Here is a 19,285-nt window from a genome sequence, read left to right as displayed (position 1 = left end):
TTCCGGGTCGTACCCCTTCAACGCTCCGTGAGCGCGACACCGCGGACGCCTCCGGTACCCATCCGCCCGCACGCATGCGCCCGCACGCGCGACGGCTTTCCTACTGAAGCGGGGGCGGGCGCCCTTTCAGCGCGGTGCGTGGATGTCCTCGTGGCTGCGTAGAAGCCCCGGCAGGAATACGGGGCGCTGGTCGGCGGCCATCGCCCATTCCCAGAGTGCGCGATCCAGATCCTGGAGGGAGACGCCGCAGCTTCGCGAGAGCTCACGACAGAAGGCGAGGTAGTGGAGGTAGAGGTCGAGCGGCAGGGACGCCTTCGCGCCGATCTCGAGCGGGCCGCAGCCCAAAGCCTTCAGCCCCCGCGGGTCGATCACGGCGTAACGGTCCGGGCGGATGACGGCCAGTATCGCCGACGCGACGGGCACGGCAACGCCGGACAGGCCGGTCAGGACTGACACCGCCACCCGTGGTGTCGTGGCGAGCAGCGCCGTGCGCAGGGCGTCGGCGACCTCCTCGTCGCTGTTCCGGAGTTGACGGGTCCGGCCACGGTCGCTGACTTTCCAGGTGAGGATCGGCGCGAGGTTCTCGCGCGTGCAGGCGCCGCTCCGGATGCGCGCGCCGGCGGCGAAGGCCGCCCGCTCCTTCGCGTCGATCCGATAGCCGGCTGCGAGGCGCGGGATGTCCGAGGGTGAGAATTGCAGGCGGAGCGGAAGCGCGGCATCGCGCTCCGGGCGCGACGGCCCGAACGCACGCGTCGCTCGAAGTGCGAGGGCCAAGATCAGGCCTTCGCGTTGCTGGAGGTGATGTCACAGCTCCCCGGCCCGGCATCGTGCGCGGCACGAACCACCATCGGCGCACCACCCGCCCGATCTGTCTGGTCGCGCCTCATGCGATCAAGTCCCATCCTCTGCAGCCGCCCTCGGCAAGCGTGCCCGTCGCAAATGCGTAGAAAGATGTTATGAACGTTGCAATATGACGCAAACATCCAATAACCCACCCCTGAGCATCGACCTCGCCCTCGGCGGCACGATCACCGTTGGGTCTCACCGCATCTCGGTCGCCGAGACCGTCACATTGCTCGATGCGATCGCGGATACGGGCTCCGTCCAGGGCATCGCTACCGCGCTCGGCCTTTCCTACCGGGCGGCCTGGGAGCGGCTTCGGGCCCTCGAAGCCGGACTGGGGCACCAGCTCGTACAGAAGACGCGGGGGCACGGCAGCGCGTTGACGGCCACGGGCGTGCTGCTGCGCGAGTCCCTGGGGGCGGCCGCGGCCAGCCTCGCCGCGCCGATGGCCCGGGAAGCGCGCGCCGTCGGCGCCCGCCTCGCGCCCATCCTGACGGGCGCCCCGCGCCCCGTCACGCTGGTCGCCAGCCACGACCTGCTCCTCATGGACGCGGCCGCGACCTGGCCGGGGCTCGCCTTGGCGATTGCCGGCAGCGAGGACGCCGTGGCGCGCCTGATCGAGGCGCGCACCGACGCGGCCGGATTCCACTGCGGCGGCGTCGCGTGGCCGACGGCCGGTCCCGCCTTCGCGGAACTCGCCGCCCATCCTGGTTTCCAGGTCCGGGTTCTGTTCGAGCGCGAGCAGGGGTTGATGCTCGCGGCCGGCAATCCCCTCGGTATCCGGGACGTCGCCGACCTCGCCACGGGGAGCGCCCGGTACGTCAACCGCCAGAAGGGGTCGGGCACCCGGGTCTGGTTCGATCGCCTCCTCGCCCAGCACGACATTCCCGCCGACCGGGTTCGGGGCTACGCCACCGAGGAATTCACCCATCAGGCGGTCGCCGCCGTGATCGCCTACGGTGCCGCCGATGCCGGGCTCGGCGCGCGCGCGGCGGCCGACCGCTTCGGACTCGATTTTCTCTCCGTGGGCTGGGAGCGCTACTACCTCGCCACCGCGCATTCGCTGGTCGACGCGACCTTCGACGGCTTCGCCGAGGCCCTGGCCGAGCGTGCGGGCCGGACCTCCGGCTACCGGCCTGCCCAGAGCTCGCAGGATCCGGCGAAGCAGTCATCCGGTCCCGGACATCCGCTGCCTTAGTCAGGCAGGAGCGGCGCGCAGACCGCATGGCCATGACCCGGGAGCGGCACGACCGCGACGGCGACGCCGTAGATGCGCGCCAGGGTCTCGGGCGTGATCGTCGCGGCGGGCGTCCCGAGAGCGAGGAGGCGGCCCTCGTGCAGGAGGGCCACCCGGTCGGCGCACAGGAAGGCGTGGTCCGGGTCGTGCGTCGAGAGGATGACCGCGATGCCCGATCGCGACAGGCGCCGGATCTGACCGAGAACCCGGGCCTGGTTGCCGAAATCGAGGCTGGCGGTGGGCTCGTCCATCACGACGATCCGGGGCTCGCCGGCGAGCGCGCGGGCGATCAGCACCATCTGGCGCTCCCCGCCGCTGATCTCGGTATAGACCCGGTCCGCGAGGTGCCCGATCTCGAGGGTTTCGAGGACCCGCTCGGCCACGGCAAGATCGGTCGGGCCGGGGCTCGCGAAGGCGCCCAGCCGGCTCGCGCGCCCCATCAGGACGACGTCGCGGACCCGAAACGGGAAGAAGCCGCCCTGCGCCTGGGGGACATAGCCGAGGCTCGCTGCCAGCCGGCGTCGGGACCAGCGGCCGATCGCCTCCCCGTCGAGGCGAATGCAGCCGCCGAGCGGTGGGAGCAAACCCAGGAGCGTCTTGAACAGCGTGGTCTTGCCGCCGCCGTTCGGTCCCAGCAGGCACAGCACCTCGCCAGGCTCCACGGTAAGAGCGAGTCCGGCGCCGATGCGACGGCGTCCGTAGCCGAAGGCGAGATCCTCGACGCTGAGCATCAGGCCCAGCCCCGCCGCCCGCTGGCGAGGAGCCAGAGGAAGAACGGCGCACCGATGAGCGCCGTCAGGATCCCGAGCGGCACCTCGATGGGGGCGATGGTGCGGGCCACGAGGTCGACGGCGAGCAGGTAGCCCGCGCCGAGGACGAGGGAAGCCGGCAGCAGCCGGCGGAAATCCGGTCCCACCAGCAACCGGGCCACGTGCGGCACCAGCAATCCGATCCAGCCGATCACCCCCGTCACCGACACCGAAGCGGCCGTAACCAGGGTCGCGGTCGAGATCAGGACCGGACGCAGGACCCGGGTCTCGACGCCGAGGGCGCGGGCTTCCTCCTCTCCGAGGCTCATCAGGTTCATGCGCCAGCGCAGCAGCACCAGGGGCGCCAGCCCGAGGCCGATCGCCGGCAAAATCGCGCCGATGTCTCCCAAGGTTACGGACGCGAGACTGCCGAGAAGCCAGTAGGTGATGGCCGGCAACTGGTTGTAGGGGTCCGCCAGGACCTTCAGCAGCGAAATGGCCGAGCCCAGCACGGCACCGATGGCGACGCCCGCCAGGACCAACGTCAGCACCGGATCCTGCCCGCGCACCGCCGCACCCACGGCATAGACGGCCGCGACCGCGCCGAGGCCGCCGGCGAAGGCAAGCCCCTGGATCGCCGCCACGGGCAGGGACAGGAAGATGCCGAGCACCGCCCCGAGGCTCGCGCCTGCCGAGACCCCAAGGATATCCGGCGAGACCAGGGGGTTCCGGAACAGGCCCTGGTAGGTCGCCCCGGCCGCGGCGAGGCTCGCGCCCACCACCAGGGCCGCGAGGACACGGGGCAGGCGGATCTGCAGGATGACGGTCTGCATCGCCGGGTCGGCCCGCGCGGTCAGGCCGAGGAGCCGGGCGCCGAGGATCTCGACCACGTCGCCGAGGGGAACGGCGAAGCGACCCGTCGCCAGGGCCAGGACCACCAGGGCGAGGAGCCCCAGCATCGGCACCAGGACGGGCCAGATCCGCGCCCTGGGATGGCGTCCCGCCTTCTCGGGTAGGCTGAGGGCCTCGGTTTGCGGCGTCACGGCGTCGGCCTGGCCGCGGCGCCGGAGAGCAGCGCCGCCACCTGCCCGTCGTCGAGATCCACGTGGTAGAAGCGCCGGTAGAAGTCCCGCGTCGCCGCCTCCAGGCCCGTCGGGAACAGGTCCGGGTAGAGGACCTGCGCCAGCCAGCGGATGCCGATCAGGCGGTTGGCCCCGGGCGGCGCGTCGAACCAGCCGAAGGGCAGGGCCGGCACCTGATAGACCCGGCCCGCGCGCACGGCCCGGAGCCCGGACCAGAGCGGATCTTGCGCGAGTCCCCGCCGGAAGCCGGCATCCTGGGTGAGGATCACGTCCGGGTCCCAGGCCAGCACCTGTTCCGGCGAGACCGTGGCGATCCCGCCGGGGCCGGCCGCGGCCGCGACATTGCGGGCTCCGACCACGCCGAGGAGTTCGACGTTGATCGAGCCCCCGAGGCCGGTTTCGAGTCCCTTCGGCCCGCGGGCGTAGTAGACCCGGGGGCGTCGCTCCTCCGGTACCGTCGCGATCACCCGGGATACGTCCGCCACCGCGGCCTCGGACGCGCTTGCAAGATCCGCCGCCGCGGAGTCTAGGCCGAGGAGGGCGCCGAGCCGCCGATAACTCTCCGCGGTCTTCTCGAAATGCCCATCGAGGAGCACGTAGGGGATACCGGTCTGGGCCTGGACCCGATCGGCGAGGGACACGTAGGTCGGCGCCGTGCTGCCGACGTCGAGGATGAGATCGGGCTTGAGGCCGAGGACGGCCTCGGCGTTCGCGGTCCCGCCGCGACCGGTCAGGCGCCCCGTCGCGGGCAGATCGCGGGTCGCGGGTGCGAGGTAGGGCTTTTCCGCCGCGGTCGGGCTTCGGATCCAACCAACCATCCGGTCCGGCGCCAGCGTGTAGAGCAGGACCGAGGCGGGCGGCCCGGCCGCCAGGACGCGGGCGGGTCGCTCGGGCACCTCGACGGTCCGGCCGGCGGCATCGGTGAAGGGCCGCGCCGTGACGGGCCCGCCGAGAGAGAGGCCCGCCAGCACGGGAACGACGCGAAGGAAAGCGTGGAGCGCACGGCGAAGACCGCCATACGGACGTGGAAACGATGCCGTGTTCACAGGAGAACCATCCCCAGCCGCGCGGGTGTCCGCGCCAGTCTAGTCGGTCCGATCGGCGGCGCCTATGGACCGGAGAACGACACGGCCGCGCATATACTGCGACGCACTCTACGCCGCACGGGAGCGGTCGGCGCTGCAGGCGGGCAGAAGGGACAATCTCACGACCGGTCTCTCCGTCCGAAGGCTGATCGGCGCCACGGACCGCTGCAACTGCGCCGTGATCGTCCGGCTCGCCCGGAACGAGACGATGCGTTTCTCGCCAACCAGGACCGGCTCTCCGGAAGCCAGGTTTCGCCCCGGGCGCGGCGCACGGGCGACGGCCGAGAAGACTCCCAGGCCCCGCAGTTCGACCCGGTCATCGGCCGCCAGGGCATCGGCGATCCGCCCCAGGATGGCACTCACGACAGCGTCCACCTCCGCGGGTCCCAGATGGGGGTATCGCTCGGAAACACGGGCGATCAGGCCAGACTTGATCATGCGGGACACTCATCGCGTACGCGTTGTCGAGCGGATGGGAGCGTTTCGCGTCCCGCTGCGCCGAACGCGGAAGACGGTCTCCGCCACGCTCGGGTTTTCTGGATCCCGGAATCCGGTCACCGCAGGCGCGCGCGTCATCGAAGACTGTCCTGGCGCGCGTCGACGGCGCAGGCCCGGGACGCGTCCGCGGGTCCGATCCGCCCGTCCAGGGTCCGCGCCACCTGCCGGCCGATGCCCACGAGAGCGGCGACCATCGGCGTCGCCGGTTCGCGCTGCGGCACGACGAGGCCAATCGTGTGCGCGATATCCGGCTCGACGATCGGAATCGTTCGGAGGCCCGGCATCGGCCCGAGGGCGTCGGTCAGCGCCGCCGGCATGATGCTCGACCAGTGCAGGGTGCGCACATGGCTCATCAGGACGATCATCGAATTCGACTCGAGGGTCGGCGCGGGGTCGCCCCCCGAGGCGCGAAGCTGCTGGTCGACGATGCGCCGGTTCTGCATGTCGGGCGTCAGCAGGCAGAGCGGCAGCCGGCTGACCTCGGACCAGGTGATGCTGGCGCGGCCGTCGTGCTCGCCGCCGGCCGCGGTGAGAAGCTGGTAGCGTTCCTGGAAGAGCGGGATCGTCGTGACCCGGCTCAGCGGCTCATGGTCGAGATAGGTGAGACCGGCATCCGCCTCGAGATTCTCGATCAGGTCGAGAATGTTCGCCGAGGTCGCCGACAGAACGCTGAGACGGACGTCCGGGTAACGGAGGTGATAGGGCGTGGTCAGCGCGGAGATCATCGGCAGGACGGTCGGGATCGCGGCGATCCGCAGGTGTCCCGCCGGCCCCCGGCGCAGGGTCGCGACGTCCTCGCGCATCGCGCGCGTATCGGCGACGATCCGCCGGGCCCAGGCGAGGACCCGCTCGCCCTCGGGGGTGAATCCCTGAAACCTCGAGCCGCGCTGCACCAGCCGGGTCCCGAGCTGGTTTTCCAGGCTCTTCACCCCGGCCGACAGCGTCTGCTGCGTCACGCAGCAGGCTTCGGCGGCGCGCCCGAAATGATGCTCTCGCGACAGGGCGAGGAGAAGGTCGAGTTTGTCGATCACGGGTTCGCGGGAGGAAGCTTGGTGCCGTCAGGCCCCGAGACGACCGGTGGTATACCTTCGTTGCGAGGGCCTCAATAAGTCGTGGACTTCCGTTGAGGACCCGGGATCTGCGCGTCGATCCGGGCTCCGTGCCCCTGCCGAGGTCACGCGTCGCTGGCTTCGACCGGCTCCAACCGGTCGATGCGCGCCGGGCCGGCGGCGCGCATGACGGTCGCCGATTCAGCCCGTATGGTGCAGCCCGGAGATTGAGCATGGCGCACCCTCACGATCACGACGACCATCCGCATGGAACCCACACGGGGAGCGCGCTCTCACCGATGGAGCTGCGGGTCCGTGCCCTCGAATCCGTGCTCGTGGAGAAGGGCTACGTCGACCCGGCCGCCCTCGATGCGCTGATCGAGACCTACGAGACGAAGGTCGGCCCGCATAACGGCGCCCGGGTGGTGGCGCGGGCCTGGGTCGATCCCGGCTTTCGCGCCCGCCTCCTCGCGGACGCCACGCCGGCCATGCGCGAGCTCGATATCGGCGGCCGGGGCGGGGAGCACATGGTCGTCGTCGCCAACACACCCGAGGAGCACAACCTCGTCGTCTGCACCCTGTGCTCCTGTTATCCCTGGCCGGTGCTCGGCTTGCCGCCGGTCTGGTACAAGTCGCCCCCGTATCGCTCGCGCGCCGTGATCGAGCCGCGCGCGGTGCTGGCGGATTTCGGGGTGATACTCCCGGCCGAGCAGCGCATCCGGGTCTGGGATTCCACCGCCGAGCTCCGCTACATGGTGCTGCCGATGCGCCCAGCCGGAACGGAAGGCCTCGACGAGGCCGCCCTCGCGGATCTCGTCACCCGGGATTCGATGATCGGCACCGGCCTCCCGCGCACGCCGGGAACGCTCGCATGAACGGGGGGCAGGATCTCGGCGGCATGCACGGCTTCGGCGCCGTCGCGCCGGAAGCCGAAGAGCCGCGCTTCCATGCGCCCTGGGAGAAGCGCGTCTTCGGCCTCGCGATGGCCCTGGGCCTCTCCGGCACCTGGAACCTCGATGCGAGCCGGTCGGCCCGGGAAGCGCTGCCGCCGGGCGAGTACCTCACCTCCAGTTACTACGCGATCTGGCTCAAGGCGCTGGAACGCCAGGTGCAGTGCCACGGCCTCGTCATGCCCGAGGAGCTGTCCACCGGCAGGGCGTCGGCCCCGGCCGCGCCGGTCAAGCGCGTCCTGCGGGGCGAGGAGGTGGCGCCGCTCTTCGCGCGGGGGTTCCCGAGCGACCGGCCCGTTCCGGACCGGGCGCGCTTTTCGCCGGGCGACCGCGTCCGCGCCCGGACCATCAATCCGGTCGGACATACGCGCCTGCCCCGCTACGTGCGAGGCCATATCGGGACCATCGAGACGGTCCATGGCGGCTTCGTCTTTCCCGACACGAACGCGCAGCTCGCCGGCGAGGCGCCGCAATGGCTCTACACGGTCCGCTTCTCCGGGCGTGACCTCTGGGGTGACCAGGCCGAACCCGGCCACGCCGTCTCGGTGAACGCCTTCGAGAGCTACCTCGACCCCGCCGCCCCGGGGCAGTCCGCATGAGCGCCGATCGCATCCCCCGGGACGACGCGGCCGACCCGGTCTTTGCCGAGCCCTGGGAGGCACAGGCCTTCGCCCTCGTGGTGGCGCTCCACGACCGCGGCGTGTTCGACTGGAGCGAATGGGTGGAGGCGCTCGCGGCGCAGACGCGGCACACCGGACAGGCCGCGGACTATGCCGCCTGGCTCGCGACCCTCGAAGGCCTGCTGGCGGCACGCGCGGTCGCGCCGCCCGAACTCCTCGCCGAGCGCCGGGCCGCCTTCGCCCGGGCCGCCGCGGCGACACCGCACGGCGAGCCGATCCTCCTGGCGAACGATCCGCTCACGGCCGCCCACCGGGGGTGAGCGGCGAGACCGGACGGTCACCGGAGCGGCTTTCGGTCCGTCGGGAACCGCGTAGTCCGCGATGGTGTCCGTCCTGTGGTGTGACGGGGGTTCCGGCCGGCGCGTTCCGATGACCGCGCCGGCCAGACGCTCCTGTCAGTTCTTGGTCCGGTTGCGGATCATGAAGCCGTCATAGGTGTACTCGGCGACCTGGAACCAGAGGTACTCCTCGCCCCGGAAGGCCCGCAGGCTGTCGATGCCCTTCTTGAAGTCGGGGTTCTTGGCGGAGATCTCGGCATAGACCTCGTTCGTCGCCTTCAGGGCGGCTTCCATGATCTCGTTCGAGTAGGGCCGCAGCTGTGCCCCGGTGCCGATCAGGCGCCGCAGCGCGGCCGGGTTCTTGGCGTCGTACTTGGCCAGCATGTCGACATTGGCCGCCATCGCCGCCGCCTGGAGAACGGACTGGTAGTTCTTCGGCAGGCTCTCCCACTTCGCCTTGTTGATGTAGAAGTGCAGCGTGAGGCCGCCCTCCCACCAGCCGGGATAGTAGTAGAACGGCGCCACCTTGTTGAAGCCGAGCTTTTCGTCGTCGTAAGGGCCGATCCATTCGGCGGCGTCGATGGTCCCGCGCTCCAGCGCCGGATAGATGTCCCCACCCGCGACCTGCTGCGGCACTGCGCCGAGCTTGGCCATGACCTGTCCGGCGATGCCGGCGATGCGCATCTTCAGGCCCTGAAGGTCGGCGACGGTCTTGACCTCCTTGCGGAACCAGCCGCCCATCTGCGTGCCGGTGTTGCCGCCGGGAAGCGCGTAGATGTTCTGCTTGGCCATGAACTCGTTGACGATCTCATTGCCGCCGCCGTGATAGAGCCAGGCGTTCTGCTGGCGGCTGTTGAGCCCGAAGGGCACGGCAGCGCCGAGGGCGAAGGTTGGATCCTTGCCGACGTAGTAGTAGCCGGCCGTGTGGACCATCTCGACGGTCCCGTTGCTGACCGCGTCCGCCGCCTGGAAGGTCCCGACGATTTCGCCCGCGGCGAAGGGCTGGATCACGAACTTGCCGTCCGTGGCGTCCGAGACGAACTTGGCGAGGACGTCGGCCGCCCCGTAGATCGTGTCGAGGGATTTCGGAAAGCCGGAGCTCAGGCGCCAGCGCACCTCGGGGGCCGACTGGGCGATGGCGGGGGCGGCGACGCCGCCGGCCGCGACCGCGCCGAGACCGGCACGCTTCAGGAATTCGCGTCTCTTCATCGTTTCCTCCGTTCGTTTCTGGGTCGCACTCTGCGGAGGACGGCGCAGGCCTCCGGGCAGGTCAGTCGATGCGCGGGCTCACTCGATCTTCGGGGGGCCGAGATCGATCGGGGGTGCGTCGTCGCCGGAGCCGCCGCCCAGACCCTGCAGGTTGTCGAGCTGCTGCTGGACCGCGGCGGGATCGACCTTGGTGCCGCTCGACTTGTAGTGCGTGACCATGCCGGGGAAGAGGATCACCAGGGCGACCATGATGCACTGGATGATCACGAAGGGGATCGCCCCGTAGTAGATCTGCCCGGTGGTGATCGGCTCCATGCGCTTGCCGGTGACGCGGTCGAGGTAGGGGACCTTGGCGGCGACGGAGCGCAGGTAGAACAGGGCGAAGCCGAAGGGCGGATGCATGAAGCTCGTCTGCATGTTCACCCCGAGCATCACGCCAAGCCAGATCAGGTCGATGCCGAGCTTGTCCGCCGCCGGGCCGATTAGCGGAATGATGATGAAGGCCAGCTCAAAGAAGTCGAGGAAGAAGGCCAGCAGGAAGATCAGGATGTTGACGAAGATTAGGAAGCCGATCTGGCCGCCCGGCAGGCTGGTGAGCAGGTGCTCGACCCAGACGTGCCCGTTGACGCCGTAGAAGGTCAACGAGAATACGCGCGCGCCGATCAGGATGAACAGCACGAAGGTCGAGAGTTTGGCCGTCGATTCCGTCGCCTGCTTCACCAGGGCGAAGTTCAGGCGAGCCGGATTGCGGTCGAGGACGCGCTTGATGCCCGCCAGGACCAGGGAGCCGACCGCACCCATGGCGCCGCCCTCGGTCGGCGTCGCGATGCCGATGAAGATTGTGCCCAGCACGAGGAAGATCAGGAGCAGGGGCGGCACCATGACGAAGGTGACCTGCTGCGCCATGCGCGAGATCAGGCGTAGCCCGGTCAGGCGCTCCACGATCCCGACCACCAGCGCGTAGAGGGCGCCGGCCGCGCCGAGCTCGGCGACGAGACTCCACGTGCCCGCCTCCGTCGCGCGAAGGTAGACGCTGAGGGCCACGAGGCCAGCGGCGAGGACCACCGAGACGATGACGCGCTGCGCGCCGAGGAAGCGGTTCATCACCGCGCAGACCAGCGCCACCACGGTCGCGATACAGATCGTCAGGATGACGTAGTCCGCCCCGGCCTTCGTGCCGGTCTGGGCCATCACGGCGATGCCGATCGCGGCGGAGAACAGGACCAGGACGCCGAGCTGCCAGACGCCCCGGGCGCCGTTCTCTTCGCGGTAGCCGATCGCGTCCTTGGGCAGGCCGGGCGCAGCCTTGGGCCAGATCAGCGTCACGAGGAGCACATAGCCGGCATACATCGCCGAGAGGACGAGACCGGGGACGAAGGCGCCCTCGTACATGTCGCCCACCGAGCGGCCGAGCTGGTCGGCCATGACGATCAGCACCAGGGAGGGCGGGATGATCTGCGCGAGCGTGCCCGAGGCCGCGATCACGCCGGTGGCGAGGCGCCGGTCATAGCCGTAGCGCAGCATGATCGGCAGCGAGATCAGGCCCATGGAGATCACCGAGGCCGCGACCACGCCGGTGGTGGCGGCGAGCAGCGCCCCGACGAAGATGACCGCGTAGGCGAGGCCGCCGCGGATGGTGCCGAAGAGCTGGCCGATCGTGTCGAGCAGGTCTTCGGCCATGCCGGACCGTTCGAGAACCAGCCCCATGAAGGTGAAGAACGGGACCGCCAGCAGCACCTCGTTCGACATCACCCCGAAGACGCGCTCCGGCAGCGCCTGCAGCAGGGGCCAGGACAGGGTGATCGTATCCGGCGCGTAGGGCGCGAGTTCGACCGCGACTACGAAGAACAGGAGACCGTTCGCGGCGAGCGCGAAGGCCACCGGGTATCCGAGCAGCAGGAACACGACGAGCGTCGCGAACATGATCGGCGCGAGGTTGTGGGCGATCAATTCGGCGAACATCGGACCTAGGTGGGTTCGAGGGCGGTGGAGGGCTTTTGGCTAGGGCCGGTCTTGTGTCCGGTTCAGGCCATGTGTTTCGCTCAGGCCATGTGTCTGGCTCAGGCCATGTGTCTTGCTCAGGCGTTGGGCGCCGGCTTCGGACCCGCCTTCGGGTCGGCCGCGAAAGCTGCCTTCGCGGGCTCGCCCGCGAGTTCCGCCACGAGGCGCTCGGCCTCCGACTCGGCCGCGGCGTGATGGCCGCCCGCGCTCGTCGTGTCCTCGATGCGGCCGGACAGGATCAGCAAGCGCTTGATGAGCTCGGAAAGCCACTGCAGCCCGAGCAGGACGAAGCCGACGAGAATCAGTCCCTTGGCCGGCCAGATCAGCAATCCACCGGCATTGGTGGAGACTTCGCCGGACTTGTAGGAATTCAGGAAGAACGGCACCACCAGCCAGATCATCACCGCCAGGAACGGCAGAAGAAAGAACAGGTGTCCGAACACGTCCATCAGGTCGCGACCACGCTTCGACAGCCGGCTCGAAAGGATGTCGATGCGGATGTGTTCGTTGTCCTTGAGGGTCCAGGCGGCGCACAGCATGAAGACAGCGCCGAACAGGTACCATTGCAGCTCGAGCCAGGCGTTCGAGGATGTGCCGAACAGCTTGCGCACGATCGCGTTCAGGGTGGAGACGATCACCGCAGCCACGATCGCCCAGGCGGCGATCTTGCCGATGCGCTCGTTGAGCACGTCGATCCAGTGGCTCAAGCGGAGCATGCACGTCCTCCTCACGGGGTCGTTATTCGACGCCCTTCCAAGCTTCCTAGCGCGAAGCTCGGCCGAGATCAGCACGCGATGAGAGATTTCACAGTCTTTGTCACGGTTGTGGGCCTTCAGGCTGGGGTCCCGCGCTGCTCCCCGGCCCTTGCGACCCGATCGGCACGGGAGGCGAGGAGGAGAACGAGGGCGCCGGCGAGCATGCACGTGCCCGAGCCGAGCAGGACGCCGATCTTAACCTCGGCCTCGAGTTCGGGGCTGCTGGCAAAGGCCAGGAGGCCGACGAACAGGCTCATGGTGAAACCGACGCCGCACAGGAGCGACAACCCGTAGATCTGCCACCAGCCCGCATGGGCGGGACGCTGGGCGAGGCCGAGCTTGACCGCGGCGAGGATCGCCCCGAACACGCCCGCCTGCTTGCCGAGGAACAGGCCGAGCGCCACACCGAGCGTCACGGGATCGAGCAGCATCTGCGTGCTCATCCCGGCGAACGAGACGCCGGCATTGGCGAAGCCGAACACCGGCAGCACGAGGTAGGCGGACCACGGATGGATCGCGTGCTCCAGCCTGTGCAGGGGCGAGGTCGGATCGTCCGGCTCGCCCAGGCTGAGACGCAGGGGGATCGTCAGGGCGAGCAGGACGCCCGCGATGGTGGCGTGGATGCCGGACTTCAGAACCAGGAACCACAGGAGGGCGCCGAGGACGAGGTAGGGCGTCAGAGGTTTCACCCCGGCCTTGTTCATGCCGAACAGGACCGCGAAGACGGTGGCGGCCCCACCGAGCATCGGCAGCGACAGGTCGGCCGTGTAGAAGGCGGCGATGATGACCACCGCGCCGAGGTCGTCGATGATGGCGAGGGCGGTGAGGAAGATCTTGAGCGAGACCGGGACGCGCGATCCCAGCAGGGCGAGCACCCCCAGCGCGAAGGCGATGTCGGTGGCGGTCGGGATCGCCCAGCCGCGCAGGGTTTCGGGCGAGTGCCGGTTCACCGCGACGTAGACCAGGGCCGGGGCGAGCATGCCGCCGAGGGCGGCGATACCGGGCAGGAGCCGGTCCGGCCAAGTCCGCAGGCGTCCGTCGAGGACCTCGCGCTTGATCTCCAGGCCGACCAGCAGGAAGAAGACCACCATCAGGCCGTCGTTGATCCAGTGCAGGATGCTGAGGCCGCCGACATAGGTCTTGAGCGTGGAGAAATACGCGTCGGACCAGGGGGAATTCGCGATGGCGAGGGCCAGGGCCGCGCTCGCCATCAGGATCATGCCGCCGCTCGCTTCGCTCGTCAGGAAGCTGCGCAGGACCGAGGCGGGACGAAAGCGACGGGGCATGGGCACAGGTCTCCGTCGCTGGCGGCCCGACCAGCGCTGAACCCTGCCGATCCGATCGTCGGATCACGCACCCACGCGGTCTATGCCATCGGCAGGACCGATCCCGCAACATGTGCTCGGCCGATCCGGCCGGTTTGCAGGCCAGGATCGCCCCTCTCCGGGAGGACGGCGCCGATCCGGCCGCGCCGTTCATCGCACCGACCGCGAATCCGGGCGGTCGATGCTGATCGGATCGGCAAAGGCACGGAACGCGTCACCGAGGCAGGAACCGCATCGCTCTTCGTGGCGGACGCCCTTCGCGAGGAAAGGGGAACAACCGTCCGCGCGGGTCGCGTGTGGGTGAGATCGGGCTTCCCCGATCCCTCACTTCAGGCCGAGCTGCGACTTGCTGGTGAGATGGCCGTTGCGGAACGAGGCGGTGAGGTTCGCGCCGTAGGTGCCGGTTCCGCGCCACGCATAGGTCTCGCGCCGGCTTTCGCCGATGGTCATGCGGGTCACCGCCCGGCCCGGGCAGCCCAGGATCGTGACGGCCCGCCGGTAGCTCATGCCGTGCTTGAGGGCGCCATAGGCCGCACGCGTGGCCCGGCAATCCGAGGCGGACGCGGACGTGGCGGCCAGGGCGAGCAGGAGGGCGAGGGCGGTCGCGTTGCGCAGATTGGGCATGGATGGTCCGGCGATGGCGCGGCGGAGATGCGGTCGAAGCGGCTCAGGACGCGACGCTCAGCCGGGCTCGCCCGCTGCCGGCGCGTTCGCATCGCCGGGCTTCGGATCCGCCGTCACGTCGCCCCCGGGCCGGGCCAGCACCTTGAGGTCCTGGCGCATCTCCTGGAGATGGTCGACCACGACGCGGTCGCCGTCGGAGAGACCGTCGAGGATCGCGGTGTTCTCGCCGTAACTGTCGCCGGTTGTGACCGGCTTCTGCTGCACCTTGCCGGCGGAATCGACCACGTAGACGATCTGCTGGGCCAGCTGCGCGTCGAGGGCGATGGTCGGAACCAGCAGCCGGTCCTTGGTGCCTGTGCGGATGCTGGCACGCACGAACTGGCCGGGCAGGAAGCGCTCGTCGGCATTGGGCATCAGGGCCCGGACGAGCCGGCGGGCGGTGCGCGGGTCGAACCGGTTGTCGAGCTGGTAGATCTTCGCCTCGCGCACGGGCTTGCCCGCCACGTCGAGGACCTCGACCGTGACGCTGCCGGCCTTCGCGGCCGCGCGGACCGTCTCGGAATCCTCCGCCGAGAGCGCCATCTGGATATCGATGGGGTCGAGCTGCACCACGGAGACGAGCTGCGTCTGGTTCTCAATGACGAGGTCGCCGGGATTGATCGTCGAGAGACTGGCCCGTCCGTCGAAGGGCGCATTCACGATCGCGTAATCGAGGTTGAGGTTCTGGCGGGCGATGGCGGCCTCGGCACCCTGGACCTGCGCGACCGCGGAGGTGCGGTTCGACTGCAATTGCTGGAAGCGCTGCTCGGTGGCGTAGCCCTTGTCAGCGAGGGACTCGGTGCGGTCGACCTCGGCCTGGGCGAAGGTGAGTTGGGCCTGGGCCTGGGCCTGCTGCGACTTGGCGGTCTGGAGCGCCACCTCGAAGGGGCGCGGATCGATCCGGAACAGCACCTGCCCCTTCTTCACATGTCCGCCCGGCTCGAAGGGGCGTTCCATCACGTTGCCGGTCACCCGCGCCTGGAGGGTGGCGTCCTGCTGCGCGATGATGGTCCCGGTGTAGATGAAGCGGATCGGCACCGGCACCTTGCGGGCGGTGACGACCCGGACCTCCAGCGGCGGGTCCTCCGCCGCGGTCGCCGGCTTGTCGGCGGTGAAGGGCAGCGCCGAGACGATTCGTTCAGGCGAGGGGCGCCCGGCCGCGAGCCATCCACCCGCGCCCGCCAAAACGACGAGGCCCGCTCCGATCCCCACCTTGACCGCTGTCCGCACCGATGATGCTCCCGGAACCGCCGGGTCGGTCCACCGCGACCGCCCAGCGGCAGAGGAACACGCCTGGAGACCGGACGTTGCATCGCGGGGTCGACGAGAGCGGCCCGAACGCCTGCGATCCACGATCGATCGCGCTCCAGGACCGGAAGTCTCGATCCCGCATGTTCGCTCGATTCGTCGATCGGCCGGTGCTCGCCGCCGTCATCTCGGTCCTGATCACGCTCATCGGCGCAGTCGCGGGCCTGACTCTGCCGATCGCGCAATTCCCCGAGATCGCCCCGCCGATCATCAACATCCAGGCGACCTATCCGGGCGCCAGCGCGCAGCAGGCCTACGAGGCCATCGCCATCCCGCTGGAGCAGGAAATCAATGGCGCGCAGAACCTTCTCTACATCAGCTCCACCAGCAACACGGACGGCAGCGTCAGCATGGACGCGACCTTCGAGGTGGGATCGGACCTGGACGCCGCCGCCGCGGAGGTTCTCACCCGCGCCAATCGTGCGGAATCGAAGCTCCCACCCTCGGTGAATGCGCAGGGCCTGGAGATCACGAAGAGCTCGCGCCAGCGCCTGGGCAACATCGTGCTCTATGCCGAGGACGGAGCCCCCTACGACGAGTTGTTCCTCGCCAACTGGGCCGAGACCCAGGTGATCAAGCCCCTGCGGCGCGTGCAGGGCATGGGCCGCATCGTCAACTTCTCCAACAAGCGCTACGCGATGCGGATCTGGCTCGATCCGCTGAAGATGGAGGCCCTCGGCATCAGCCCCGGCGCGGTCACCGCCGCCGTCACCGCGCAGAACGCCCAGATCACGACGGGCACCCTCGGCAAACCGCCGGTGGACCAGGCGACCGCCTTCGAGCTGCAGCTCGTGACCCAGGGGCGCCTGCGCCAGCCCGAGGAATTCGGCAACATCCTCCTGCGCGCGAACCCGGACGGCTCGGTGGTGCGCATCCGCGACGTCGCCCGGGTCGAGCTGGGCTCGGAGCAGTACGGCGTCCGCTCGAGCTTCGACGGTGCCCCCTCGGCCACCCTCGGGCTCTACCAGAACCCGGACGCCAACGCCGTGCAGGTGATGGACGGCGCCCGCGCCACCATGAAGGATCTGGCCAAGCGCTTCCCGCCGGGGCTGAAGTACCGGATCGCCCTCGACCGTACGGAGTTCGTCAAGGAGGCGATCTTCGAGGTGGTGCGGACCCTGTTCGAGGCCCTCGCCCTCGTCGTCATCGTCACTTACCTGTTCCTGCAGAACTGGCGCGCGACCCTGATCCCCGCCATCGCGGTGCCGGTCGCCCTGGTGGGCACCTTCGGGCCGATGGCCCTGCTCGGATTCTCGTTCAACACCCTGAGCCTCCTCGGCATGGTGCTGGCGGTGGGGCTCGTGGTCGACGACGCCATCATCGTGGTCGAGAACACCGAACGCCTGATGGACGAGGGCATGGCGCCCCGCGAGGCCTCCCGCGAGGCCGTCACCGAGGTCGCCGGTCCCGTCATCGCCACCACCCTGGTGCTGGCCGCCCTGTTCGTGCCGGTGGCCTTCATCCCCGGCCTCACGGGCAAGCTCTACAACCAGTTCGCCCTGACGATCGCCATCTCGGTGATGATCTCGGCGGTGGTCTCCCTCACCCTGACCCCGGCCCTGTGCGGCCTGATCCTGAAGCACCGCGACCCGGACGCGAAGGACGAGAGCCGCTGGCGCGCGCCGCTCCGCTGGTTCAACGCCGTGCTGGAGGGGGCGAGCCGTCGCCTGGTGTCGGCGATCGGCTGGCTGACGGGGCACATCGCCCTGGTGGGTATCGCCTTCGTGCTCTTCGCCGCCGTGACGGTCTGGATGACGATGCAGCGCCCCTCGGGCTTCGTGCCGGACGAGGACCAGGGCTATTTCTTCGCCGACGTGGTGCTGCCGAAGGGCGCGTCCGTGGCGCGCACCAACCGGATGGTCGACCGCGTCGGCGAGGCCCTGCGCGAGATTCCGAGCGTGGAGCACACCATCGGGGTGACCGGCCGGAGCATCCTGGCCGACGCCATCGCGCCCTTCTACGGCTTCCAGATCCCGACCCTGAAGCCCTGGGGCGAGCGCGACCAGAGCGTCAACGAAGTCATCGCCGCGGTCCAGAAGCGCTTCAAGCACGATCCCGACGGCCAGGTCCGGGTGGTGAATCCGTCGCCCCTGCCGGGCCTGGGCTCGCGCAGCGGCCTCACCCTGGAGCTGCAGGACCGCAGCGGCACCGGCGGAGTCAAGCTGGCGGAGGCGGCCAACCGCTTCATCGCCGAGATGGAGAAACTGCCCTCGGTGGGCCGCGCCATCCCGACGACCACCTACGGCGTGCCGCAGATGCGCCTCGAGATCGACCGCGCCAAGGCCGAGCAGCTCGGCGTGCCGCTCCAGAACCTCTTCGACGCGCTCGGCACCTATGTGGGCTCGAGCTTCGTCAACCTCTTCAACCGCTTCGGCTACGTCTACCAGGTCTACGTCCAGAGCGAGGCCTCGGGCCGGCGCACGATCCAGGACGTCGAGGCGCTCACGGTGCTCAACAGCCGCGGCGAGCCCGTGCGGGTGGGCTCGCTGATCCAGACGCACTTCGTCACCGGTCCGACGGCGGTCCTGTCCTACAACACCTACCCCACCATCGAGATCGCGGTGGACACGGCCGAGAATGCCAGTTCGGGCACCGCCATCGCGGCGATCGAGGCCCTGGCCGAGGCCAAGCTGCCGACGACCTATGCGGTGGAATGGACCGATGTCGCCTATCAGGAGAAGATCGCCGGTGGCTACGCGCCGCTGATCTTCGGCCTCGGCACGCTGATGATCTTCCTGCTGCTGGCCGGACAGTACGAATCCCTGCGCCTGCCCTTCGTCATCCTGCTCGGCACGCCGATCGCGATCTTCGGGGCGGTGGGCTTCCTGGCGATCCGCGGCCTGGCCCTCGACATCTTCGGGCAGGTCGGGCTGCTGCTCCTGGTCGGTCTCGCGGCGAAGAACTCGATCCTTCTGGTGGCCTTCGCCGAGGACCTCCGTAAGCAGGGCGAGGACGTGCTGAAGGCCGCGCAGGACGCCGCCCGCCTGCGCATGCGCCCGATCCTGATGACCTCGTTCGCCTTCATCATGGGCTCGGTGCCCCTGGCCATCGCCAGCGGGGCCGGCGCCAATGCCCGGGTCTCGATGGGTACGGTGGTGATCGGCGGTCTGCTGGTGGCGACCTTCATCACCCTGTTCGTGACGCCGACCTTCTACGTCGCCTTCGAGCGGCTCCTCGGCAAGTCGGAATCATCGGGGGCGAAGGCCGCCGATCCCCACGGGGCGCCGCAACCGGTGGAGTGAACGGCCGTCACGACGCAGTCCGACGGCACACTGTCAGGCGTGGTCCTCCGGGCGGTCCCGATGGGTCCGCGTGTCTCCTGCATCGGTCCGGATACCATCGAGCGCAGACCACCCTCCGCGACGCGTCGAGCGCGCAGGCGCGACGAGGATCAGCGGCGGGAGATACCGGCAGGATTTGAGGAGGGCTGGCGGAGACGGAGGGATTCGAACCCTCGATACCCCTTTCGGGGTATGCTCATTTAGCAAACGAGTGCCTTCAGCCGCTCGGCCACGTCTCCGCAGGCGGTCGATCTAGAATTTCGCATGGGGCGGGTCAAGCTGCGATTGGGGC

General features: G+C 69.5%; 17 protein-coding genes and 1 tRNA gene. 5 read left to right on the top strand and 13 right to left on the bottom strand.

The genetic code is table 11. From position 1 onward, the window contains the following. Window positions 1-126: 126 nt before the first annotated feature. Window positions 127-774, bottom strand: coding sequence for a hypothetical protein (locus AC1MGR_RS18075; RefSeq protein ID WP_480232455.1), 648 nt, complete (start codon window positions 772-774; stop codon window positions 127-129). A 196-nt stretch (window positions 775-970) separates the two neighbouring features. On the opposite strand from AC1MGR_RS18075, the gene AC1MGR_RS18070 reads away from it, so the two are divergent. Continuing rightward, window positions 971-2,041: a substrate-binding domain-containing protein gene (locus tag AC1MGR_RS18070; protein ID WP_480232454.1), complete on the top strand. Its 1,071-nt coding sequence runs from the start codon at window positions 971-973 to the stop codon at window positions 2,039-2,041. Here the strand turns inward: AC1MGR_RS18070 and AC1MGR_RS18065 are convergent. The 5 genes from AC1MGR_RS18065 to AC1MGR_RS18045 all read right to left on the bottom strand — a co-directional run bounded on the left by AC1MGR_RS18065 (window position 2,038) and on the right by AC1MGR_RS18045 (window position 6,525). Next, the gene (locus AC1MGR_RS18065) at window positions 2,038-2,814 is read right to left on the bottom strand and encodes an ABC transporter ATP-binding protein (RefSeq protein WP_108039649.1); all 777 of its coding nucleotides are present in this window, start codon (window positions 2,812-2,814) and stop codon (window positions 2,038-2,040) included. The genes AC1MGR_RS18070 and AC1MGR_RS18065 overlap by 4 nt on opposite strands. Then, window positions 2,811-3,788 carry a FecCD family ABC transporter permease gene (locus AC1MGR_RS18060; protein WP_480234828.1) on the bottom strand — a complete coding sequence of 326 codons (978 nt, stop codon included), beginning with the start codon at window positions 3,786-3,788 and terminating at the stop codon, window positions 2,811-2,813. Before AC1MGR_RS18060 ends, AC1MGR_RS18065 begins: the two co-directional genes overlap by 4 nt. Before the next feature lie 80 nt (window positions 3,789-3,868). Beyond that, a complete protein-coding gene (locus tag AC1MGR_RS18055; RefSeq protein ID WP_480232453.1) occupies window positions 3,869-4,882 on the bottom strand; it encodes an iron ABC transporter substrate-binding protein in 1,014 nt (337 codons plus the stop codon). Between the two features lie 183 nt (window positions 4,883-5,065). Continuing rightward, a complete protein-coding gene (locus AC1MGR_RS18050; protein ID WP_480232452.1) occupies window positions 5,066-5,434 on the bottom strand; it encodes an HU family DNA-binding protein in 369 nt (122 codons plus the stop codon). Between the two features lie 134 nt (window positions 5,435-5,568). Then, a complete protein-coding gene (locus AC1MGR_RS18045) occupies window positions 5,569-6,525 on the bottom strand; it encodes a LysR family transcriptional regulator (RefSeq protein ID WP_480232451.1) in 957 nt (318 codons plus the stop codon). Between the two features lie 251 nt (window positions 6,526-6,776). Between AC1MGR_RS18045 and nthA the strand changes: the two genes are divergently transcribed. The 3 genes from nthA to AC1MGR_RS18030 are packed head-to-tail and all read left to right on the top strand — an operon-like array spanning window position 6,777 to window position 8,433. Continuing rightward, window positions 6,777-7,418, top strand: a complete 642-nt coding sequence (gene nthA / locus AC1MGR_RS18040) for a nitrile hydratase subunit alpha (protein WP_480232450.1) — start codon at window positions 6,777-6,779, stop codon at window positions 7,416-7,418. Next, a complete protein-coding gene (gene nthB / locus AC1MGR_RS18035) occupies window positions 7,415-8,092 on the top strand; it encodes a nitrile hydratase subunit beta (RefSeq protein ID WP_480232449.1) in 678 nt (225 codons plus the stop codon). Before nthA ends, nthB begins: the two co-directional genes overlap by 4 nt. Continuing rightward, on the top strand, window positions 8,089-8,433 hold the full coding sequence (locus tag AC1MGR_RS18030) for a nitrile hydratase accessory protein (protein WP_480232448.1): 345 nt from the start codon (window positions 8,089-8,091) through the stop codon (window positions 8,431-8,433). Before nthB ends, AC1MGR_RS18030 begins: the two co-directional genes overlap by 4 nt. A gap of 135 nt (window positions 8,434-8,568) precedes the next feature. Here the strand turns inward: AC1MGR_RS18030 and AC1MGR_RS18025 are convergent, their stop codons facing one another. From AC1MGR_RS18025 to AC1MGR_RS18000, 6 genes are all read right to left on the bottom strand, one after another. Next, window positions 8,569-9,660: a TRAP transporter substrate-binding protein gene (locus AC1MGR_RS18025; protein WP_108039665.1), complete on the bottom strand. Its 1,092-nt coding sequence runs from the start codon at window positions 9,658-9,660 to the stop codon at window positions 8,569-8,571. A 78-nt stretch (window positions 9,661-9,738) separates the two neighbouring features. Then, a complete protein-coding gene (locus AC1MGR_RS18020) occupies window positions 9,739-11,622 on the bottom strand; it encodes a TRAP transporter large permease subunit (protein WP_108039667.1) in 1,884 nt (627 codons plus the stop codon). 116 nt (window positions 11,623-11,738) lie between these two features. Then, window positions 11,739-12,377, bottom strand: a complete 639-nt coding sequence (locus AC1MGR_RS18015; RefSeq protein ID WP_108039669.1) for a TRAP transporter small permease subunit — start codon at window positions 12,375-12,377, stop codon at window positions 11,739-11,741. A 116-nt stretch (window positions 12,378-12,493) separates the two neighbouring features. Beyond that, window positions 12,494-13,702, bottom strand: a complete 1,209-nt coding sequence (gene nhaA, locus AC1MGR_RS18010; RefSeq protein WP_480232447.1) for a Na+/H+ antiporter NhaA — start codon at window positions 13,700-13,702, stop codon at window positions 12,494-12,496. Window positions 13,703-14,065: 363 nt separating this feature from the next. Further along, window positions 14,066-14,365, bottom strand: coding sequence for a DUF3862 domain-containing protein (locus tag AC1MGR_RS18005; protein ID WP_108039673.1), 300 nt, complete (start codon window positions 14,363-14,365; stop codon window positions 14,066-14,068). A gap of 57 nt (window positions 14,366-14,422) precedes the next feature. Further along, window positions 14,423-15,634, bottom strand: coding sequence for an efflux RND transporter periplasmic adaptor subunit (locus tag AC1MGR_RS18000; RefSeq protein ID WP_480232446.1), 1,212 nt, complete (start codon window positions 15,632-15,634; stop codon window positions 14,423-14,425). Between the two features lie 161 nt (window positions 15,635-15,795). On the opposite strand from AC1MGR_RS18000, the gene AC1MGR_RS17995 reads away from it, so the two are divergent. Further along, entirely contained in the window at window positions 15,796-18,954 is a 3,159-nt protein-coding gene (locus tag AC1MGR_RS17995) for an efflux RND transporter permease subunit (RefSeq protein ID WP_480232445.1), read from the top strand. Window positions 18,955-19,140: 186 nt separating this feature from the next. Here the strand turns inward: AC1MGR_RS17995 and AC1MGR_RS17990 are convergent. After that, window positions 19,141-19,232 (bottom strand) — tRNA-Ser (locus AC1MGR_RS17990). Window positions 19,233-19,285 lie beyond the last annotated feature (53 nt).

The sequence above is a fragment of the Methylobacterium sp. BI1 genome, assembly GCF_056680125.1.
Note: the sequence above shows the minus strand (reverse complement) of the source record. Positions and strands in the feature narration are given on the sequence as shown.